Consider the following 8,292-nt stretch of genomic DNA (forward strand, 5'->3'; position numbering starts at 1 on the left):
TGAAGCCACTCACCACCTCTTTCAGCAAACCGGTAATATCTGTTGAAATAAAATTCAGGCTGAAATGATTGGCCTCAGCTTTTCTGAAATCCAGTAACTGGTCTGTCAGATCAATTAATCGGTTGGTGTTTTTTTTCATCGTCAGTAAACTTTCCGTGATAGAAGAATGGTTGGATGTTGCCTGCAATAATTTGTCTAGCGGCAGTTTTATCATCGTAAGCGGAGTGCGGATTTCATGTGCCACATTGGTGAAAAATTCGATTTTGGCATTATATATTTCCCGTTCCTTGGCCATTTCCATAGCATCCATTTTTCGCCGGTTTTTTTCCGTCCACGCGAGGTAATAATAACGTATAATCAGCCCTGTAATACCCAACGTAACCAATACATACAATAAATAGGCCCAGGTGCTGGCCCAAAAAGGCGGAAGAATGGTAATACGTAATTGGGTTATATTATCATTCCAAACCTCTCCACTATTCGATCCTTTTAATAAAAACCGGTAATTTCCGGGAGAAAGTTTGGTGTAATAAATTCTGCGGTTGGTTTTTATATAAATCCAGTCCTTATCAACGCCCTCCATTTTATAGGCATACTCATTCATTTCGGGCAACCGGTAACTTAAGGCAGCCATATCAATACTGATAGACGAGCTGTCATACGGCAATACCATTGTTCCCTGTTCCGTGGCAGCAAATATTCTTGCCTGGTTATTCACCAGGATACCCGTAATAAAAACCGGGGGAATAAAATTATTCTTAGGCAGGGTTTCGGGTTTAAAACGGATCATGCCTTTAACGGTGCCAAAATACATGTCGCCTTCGGGCGAGCGATAAGCCGAATTATAATTGAACTGGTCTGATAATAAACCATTGGCAGTATTGTATTGTTTGGTTTGGCTGCTTACAGGATCAAGCCGAACCAGGCCTTTGGCCGTACTGATCCAGAATTGACCGGAACTATCTTCCAGTATCCGGAAGGTTTGGTTATTCAGATAACCATCTGTATAGCGGGTTATTTTTCCTGTTAGTGGCTGGTACCTGCAAATACCGGTTTCCGTACTGAACCAGATATTTTTCTTACGGTCTTCATACAGGTTATTTACATAATTGTTTGGTATACTTTCCTTATTTAATGAATCGTGCAGCAGTCTTCCGCCTTTATCCGTTTTCGTATTATAATAGTATACTCCATTTCCGTAGGTGCATGCCCAGATAGTTCCTGCATCGTCTTCATAAATTGCCTGAATCTGTGTATTAAAAAAGGGTAATTGGGTGAAATTGTCTGTATCGCGATTGTATCTGAATAATCCATTCCAGGTGCCTACCAGTATTTCACCCGCTGCCGTCCGATGAAGGGCTACAATAAAATTTCCTTTTAGATCATGCTTGCCCGCGCCGTCTTTATAATGGCGGATAACTTTTTCTGTCCGCAGATCCATTACATCCAACCCATGTTCATAGGTCCCAATCCATAATTCATTGCCTGCTGCCACCAGTCCATGAATGTTCTGGTAGGCGATACTTCCGGCCCCCATTCCAGGCATAAACTGTTTGATTTTTCCGGTAAGCGGATCCAGTTTATTAAGACCAGCATCTTCGGTGCCGATCCATATAAAGCCAGCATCATCACGGCAGATTTCATGCACCAGGTTTCCGCTCAGGTTATTTTCGCCGTTGATAGGGGAGTATTTTTGAAAACTGCTGAGCGATTCTGAATAGTAATTGACACCGCCGAAAAATGTACCGATCCAGATCCCATCTTCCCGATCCCGGCAAAATACATTGATCACGTTATCACTTATGGAATAGGGGTTGGTGAAATGTTTTTCAATATGCTGGCGGATGCCTAGTGATACATCCCATATATAAATACCTGTTTCAGTTCCCAGCCAGAAACTTGAACCTCCCTGCCGCAGGATGGAATGCACCTGGATTGTGCCCGTATACCTACTACCCTCAAATATGTTCTGAATGGTGGATTTTTTCCTGTTCAACAGGAGCACCTTATTCATGGTTCCGATCAATAATAAACTGTCATTTACCGGGTGCAGATCCTGTACATAAGTTATAGACTGCCCATAAATTGTGGCAATATCATAGGTCTCAAACTGGTCTTTTTGCGGGTTATAGACTTTAATCAACCCGGTGGTAGTGGCTACATAAACAGTACCTTCTTTGCTTACATGCAAGGCAATCGACTGCATGTTATTGGCCTGGTAAGATCGTAGGTCATCGGTGGCCAGGTTATACCTGTATAATTGAAAATTTGAAATAATCCAGATGGTATTGGCTGAATCGCCTTTAATATGCCGTACCTCGGCTCTCGGAATTTTTGTAAATGCCCGGAATTGTTCCGTGGCGGCATCGTACAAATAAATTCCCTTATAGGTACCTACCCAAATAGTTTCCTGGCGGTCTTCAAATAAACTGAGGATAGAATTACTGCCGATACTGGTAGGATTAGCAGCATCCTCGCTAAAAATCCGGAAATGGGTACCATCAAAACGATTCAGTCCGTTTCTGGTACCGAACCACATAAAACCTTTTCGATCCTGCAAAATACTGGTAATGGTATTTCCCGATAATCCCTGCTGAACCTGGTAGTTCTTAAAATAATAAGACTGTGAAAAAACAAGCTGTGCCTGCAACAAGCTACAGAACACATATGCAACAAAAAAATATGCGTGGGCTCGTTTAGGCATGCAGGTAATAATAACTACTGCTACATAGTTACGGCTTTCTGTCAATTTTCGAAACAGGTTTTTGGAATTTGGCACGTTTTGAAAACTAAATGGAACGGACTGATAGGCGATTCTGAAAAACTTGTAGTTGTTTCGTCCTGTATTATTAAATCAAAACGATTGTTTATGCCAGCTCAATTGAACTGCCGTATCCGAAGCATGTTCTGCCTCCTGGTCTGTGCGGTGTTTTTTATCCCTGTTCATGCACAGAACCGGACCATTACAGGAAAAATTATTGCCAAACCGGATAACAGCCCCTTAGTCGGGGTTACCGTGCAGGTGCTGCCTGATGGACCAGTTACGAGTTCTGCAGCAGCGGGTATTTTTTCTATTACTGCCAACGCTACCGATACCTTATTGTTTTCCTATGTAGGATATGAAGAGCTGCGTATTCCTGTGGGATACAGGAACAGCTTTGAAATCGTCCTCACTGCGCTGGACAAAAGCCTGGATGATGTGGTGGTGGTTGGATATGGCACACAGCGCAAACGCGATCTTACCGGTTCCGTAAGCTCCGTCAGCGGTAAAGAATTTAGATCGCTGCCTGTTACAAATGCGGGAGATGCCTTACAGGGAAGGGCAGCCGGTGTTCAGGTGGTATCCTCGGGTGCACCCGGCAGTAATGCTACAATCCGCGTACGTGGGGTTGGAACCATTAATAACAGCGATCCATTATTGGTGATCGACGGGGTACCTACCGATATTCCGCTGAACACTATCAGTCCCGATGATATTGCTTCCATTGAAATACTGAAAGACGCTTCTGCAGCGGCTATTTATGGATCAAGAGGCGCCAACGGGGTGGTATTGATCAGTACCAAAAGGGGCATATCCGGAAAAAATACGCTGGAATTTAAAACATCTTTCGGAAATCAGCAGGCCAGCTCTATGGTAGCCATGTTATCGGCAGCACAGTTTGCTTCCTTACATAATGAAATGATGGCTAATAATGGCCAGGCACAAAATCCTGCCTTTGCAGATCCAACCACATTGGGAAAAGGAACTGACTGGCTGGGTGCAGTTTTCAACAGTGCCCCCCTGCAAAACTATGCGCTCTCTTACGCAGGCGGAACGGCAAAATCAACCTACTATGTGGCAGGTTCTGTATTAGACCAGAAAGGGATTGTATTAAATACCGATTATCGCCGCTACACGTTGCAATTTAATAGCGATTCAAGGGTGTTTGACTGGCTTCGCGTTGGAAATAACCTGAGTCTTAACCATGATGTCAAAAGAAATGGTTCTTATGATATCCGTGCTACAATGGCAGCATTGCCCACCCAGCCGATTTATAATGAAGATGGATCTTATGCGGGTCCGGTTGGGCAGCCCTCCTGGGTGGGAGATATTCCCAACCAGGTGGGAAAAGCAACACTGAATAAAAATCGCACAAACGGCTACAATATTGTTGGGAATATGTTTGCAGAGATCAGTTTACTTCCATCGCTTAAATTTAAAACTACGGGTGGGGTACAGGCATCTTTCTGGGACAATAGAAGCTGGGCCCCTAAATACAACTGGCAGCCGATTCCGCAGCCCAATTCTTACCTCTTCAGCCAGTATAACAAAAGCCTCACCTGGTTATGGGATAACACCTTAACCTATTCCGGGCAAATAGCGGACGATCATTCCATAACAGTGCTGGCCGGAACCAGTTTGCAAAATAACCGCTATGATTTCATGAATGGCTCCATCCAGCAATTTGCCAGTGATGCTACCCAGCAATTAAACAATGGTACCACCCTGCCCACTGTAGGCGGCAGTGCCAGTGAATGGGCCCTGTTTTCCTATATCGGCCGGGTTAATTATGATTTTCAAAAAAAGTATTTGCTAACTGCAACGGTACGGCGTGATGGTTCTTCAAGGTTCGGAAAATCTAACCGGTTTGGAACCTTCCCGTCTGCTTCTGTTGCCTGGCGCATTTCAGAAGAAGATTTTTTCCGGCAAAACGGCCTGTTGAACGATCTTAAACTCCGGGCAGGTTATGGAATTACCGGCAATCAGAATATCGGTAACTATTCCTTTGCTTCGGTATTGCAAACGGTTCAATACAGTTTCAATGGGCAGCCTGTGACGGCTATCGTTCCACTGGCCATTCCCAACCCGGGGGTACGCTGGGAAAAGGTAGCCCAGGCTAATATGGCAGTAGATGCAAGCCTGTTTAACAACCGCCTTACCGTAACACTAGACGCCTATTTGAAAACAACCCAGGATATGCTGGTGCCGATGGCTGTACCGATTACAACCGGGTATTCCGATATTGTGGTACCTAGCATCAACCTTGGAAAAGTACAAAACCGCGGCGTAGAACTTACCCTCCATACACGCAATACAACCGGTGCACTGGAGTGGACTACCAGTTTTAATATTTCCTATAATCAGAATAAAATTATCAGCCTGAATGATAGTGTGCCTTTGTACACAGGTAGTATTGGCCTGAACCAGAACCTGGCCATCCAGCATGCCGGGGGATATCCTATTAATGAGTTTTACGGCTTTGTTACCAATGGTATTTTCCAGAACCAGAAGGAGGTGGATAATTATGCACTCCAGGTTCCCGGAGCTGATCCTAATAATCGTACTTCACCCGGCGATATAAAATTCAGGGATCTTAACAATGACGGTGTAATAGATGACAATGACCGCACTTTTATAGGCAATCCATCTCCCACTTTCATTTTTGCAATGAATAACAGCTTTTCGTATAAAGGCTTTGATCTTTCGGTTTTTCTACAGGGCATTGCCGGTAATAAAATTTTCAATGCTAACCGGATATACCAGGAAGGGATGGCTGTGGCACAGAACCAGACCACTGCGGTACTGGATCGCTGGAATGGTGAAGGCAGCAGTACTACCATGCCCAGGGCGGTGTTTAATGATCCAAATAAAAATACCCGTATATCGGACCGGTTTATTGAAGATGGATCTTATCTCAGGATTAAAAACATTACACTTGGTTATACTTTTTCTTCTGCGCTTATTCAGCGCTTTAAAATGTCCAGTGCACGTTTATATTTCTCCTGTCAAAACCTGCTCACCTTCACAAAATATACCGGCTTTGATCCTGAAGTGCCCACCAATGGAGTAGATCTCAATGTATATCCCGTTACCAGGATTGTAAGCGGTGGCATCAATATCAGTTTTTAAATCAAAAACAAAGGCAATGTTGTCAAGAAAAAATGCGCTCTTATTTGTAGCCTGCCTTTTAATGGGCAGTTGCTCAAAATACCTCGATAAAACTCCGCTCGATTCTGTTAATACCGAAAATTACTGGAAAACCGAGGAAGATGCTATAGCCGCTATCAATGGCGCCTATCAGCCCCTGCAATGGCCCAAATTGTATAATTTACGTATGTGGACCACCGATATATGGGCCGGCAATAGCCTTGTAGGAGCCGGTGGTGGAACCGATGGAATAGAAACCCAGGATATTTCCAATTTTGTAACATCAACCGATAATGCGGCAGCATTGGATATCTGGCGCGGGCCTGCCCCCGGAATTCTACGGGCAAACTGGTTATAGAACGGGTACCGTCCATGAATATCAGCGAAGCGCTTAAAAACCGGGTGTTAGGAGAAGCTTATTTTCTGCGGGCACATTATCATTTTATCCTTGTTCAGTTATTCGGAGGAGTACCCCTGATTACTGTTGCACAAACGCCGCAGGATGATTTACGTCCGGCCAGAAGTACGCGCGAAGAAGTATACCAGTTGATTCTACTTGATCTTGAAAAAGCAATCAGTTTATTACCGGCAAAAAATGAAATGGCTGCTACTGATCTTGGCCGCGCTACTAAAGGGGCCGCTATCGGAATGCTGGCTAAAGTACAGCTGACACTGGGTAATTACAACGAAACCATTGCGCTTTGTGAAACACTTCAAACCATGGGTTATTCGCTTCATACCCGGTACAGCGATAATTTCAATCCGGCTACTAAAAAACGGCGTTGAATCTTTATTTGAAGTACAGTTTATAGGTAAAACAAATTTCGGATTCTGGAGCAATGAAAACCAGAGCTCCTGGGTAAGTACCTTTACCGGTCCGCGTAACGCCGACTTTGTGGCTGGTGGATATGGCTGGAATCAGCCTACACAGGAATTTGTAAACGCATATGAAGCGGGCGATCTTCGTAAAGACCAAACCATTCTTTACCAGGGAGGCCCTGAATTTGATGGTAAAGTATACCGGAGTTCCTACGCTACAACCGGTTATAATCTTCGGAAATTTCTGGTGGATAAAACGATTTCACCCGACTATGATACCAATCCCGCCAATTGGGTGGTATTACGCTATGCAGATGTATTGCTGATGCATGCAGAAGCACTGAATGAAACGGGAAAAACTGCTGAGGCACAGGCACCTGCCGCTTCCATAAACTCCGGCGGACCGCTGAACAGGGTTCGGTTAAGAGCTGGGCTGCCACCTGTTCAGGGATTAAACCAGGTACAGTTACGTGAAAAAATTCTGCAGGAAAGACGGATGGAACTGGCTTTTGAAGGCCATCGCTGGTTTGATCTGATCCGGGTAAACCAGGGGGCTTATGGAATCGGCTTTTTGCATTCCATCGGGAAGGTGAATGCTGCTGAAAAACATCTTCTATTGCCTATTCCTCAAAAAGAACGGGATGCTAATCCAAATCTTTCCCAAAACCCCGGTTACTGATTCACCCACCTCAAAAAATTTAGTTATGTATCGGATAGTACAATTCATCGCCCTGCTTCTGCTGGTACTCGGTATTTCCTGCTCAAAAGACCTGAGAGAACTGGATAAGGGTTCTCAGCCGCTGGCAGTAACGGTCGACAAAACAGCTATTGTGCTGGAGCAGAAAAATATGCAACAGGATGCGCTGGTGCTGAGCTGGACCGCCGGCTCTAACCAGGGAACCAATGCGGCTATATCCTACAGCATTAAACTCGATAAAAAAGGAAATAATTTTTCTTCGGCACGGATAGAATCTCTTGGAGCAGGACTGCGTTCCAAAAAAATTACAGTAGGTGAACTGAATCAACTGGCCACCGAATTCGGTTTTCAGCCGGGTAGGGCGGGCATACTGGAAGCACAAATTGTAGCTTCCGTAGCAGATGGAATTTTACCAAAAGATTCAAGTGCTGTCATCGAATTTCAGGTAACCACCTACGAGCCCGTTAGTACAACACTTTACCTGATCGGCGATGCTACGCCGAATGGCTGGAGTGCAGACAATGCTACCCCTCTTACCCCGGTTCCTGCACAACCCGGTTTTTTTGCCTGGAAGGGAATATTGTCAGTGGGTGAATTTAAACTGATAACCACCCTCGGTTCATTCCTGCCATCTTACAATAAAGGTGCAACGGAAGCCAGCCTTGTGTACCGGATGTCCGATGCTGATCCCGATGAAAAATTCAGTGTTGCCAGTTCGGGCCTCTATGATGTGGTGGTGAGTTTACTGGATGGCACTATTTCGGTTATTGCTTCCAGTGAGCCTCCCTACAAAAAACTATGGTTGCTGGGAGATGCCCTGCCTACCGGATGGAATATTGATAATCCAACGCCAATGCGGGTAGACTCC

General features: G+C 44.8%; 6 protein-coding genes. 5 read left to right on the top strand and 1 reads right to left on the bottom strand.

Annotation, left to right across the window (positions count from 1 at the left end; genetic code table 11):
* Positions 1-2,779: two-component regulator propeller domain-containing protein (locus A1D16_RS14620; protein WP_290710793.1), on the bottom strand; the 2,779-nt coding region annotated here is incomplete at its 3' end.
* A 3-nt stretch (positions 2,780-2,782) separates the two neighbouring features.
* Between A1D16_RS14620 and A1D16_RS14625 the strand changes: the two genes are divergently transcribed.
* The 5 genes from A1D16_RS14625 to A1D16_RS14645 all read left to right on the top strand — a co-directional run.
* Positions 2,783-5,890, top strand: coding sequence for a TonB-dependent receptor (locus A1D16_RS14625; protein ID WP_290710794.1), 3,108 nt, complete (start codon positions 2,783-2,785; stop codon positions 5,888-5,890).
* 16 nt (positions 5,891-5,906) lie between these two features.
* Complete coding sequence (locus tag A1D16_RS14630; RefSeq protein WP_290710796.1) at positions 5,907-6,266, top strand: hypothetical protein; 360 nt, start codon at positions 5,907-5,909, stop codon at positions 6,264-6,266.
* Positions 6,267-6,280: 14 nt separating this feature from the next.
* Positions 6,281-6,694 carry a RagB/SusD family nutrient uptake outer membrane protein gene (locus A1D16_RS14635; RefSeq protein ID WP_290710798.1) on the top strand — a complete coding sequence of 138 codons (414 nt, stop codon included), beginning with the start codon at positions 6,281-6,283 and terminating at the stop codon, positions 6,692-6,694.
* Positions 6,612-7,406 (top strand): RagB/SusD family nutrient uptake outer membrane protein, encoded by a 795-nt coding sequence (locus A1D16_RS14640; RefSeq protein ID WP_290710800.1) that lies wholly within the window; start codon positions 6,612-6,614, stop codon positions 7,404-7,406. Before A1D16_RS14635 ends, A1D16_RS14640 begins: the two co-directional genes overlap by 83 nt.
* 25 nt (positions 7,407-7,431) lie before the next feature.
* On the top strand, positions 7,432-8,292 hold an 861-nt coding region (locus A1D16_RS14645; RefSeq protein ID WP_290710802.1), incomplete at its 3' end, for a SusE domain-containing protein.

Source organism: Flavihumibacter sp. CACIAM 22H1 (genome assembly GCF_001601815.1).
Taxonomy (GTDB): Bacteria; Bacteroidota; Bacteroidia; order Chitinophagales; family Chitinophagaceae; genus Flavihumibacter.

Excerpts from the sequence above, each read along its gene's own strand:
- A1D16_RS14630 (WP_290710796.1), top strand. The coding sequence starts at position 5,907 with ATGTTGTCAAGAAAAAATGCGCTCTTATTTGTAGCCTGCCTTTTAATG.
- A1D16_RS14635 (WP_290710798.1), top strand. The coding sequence starts at position 6,281 with ATGAATATCAGCGAAGCGCTTAAAAACCGGGTGTTAGGAGAAGCTTAT.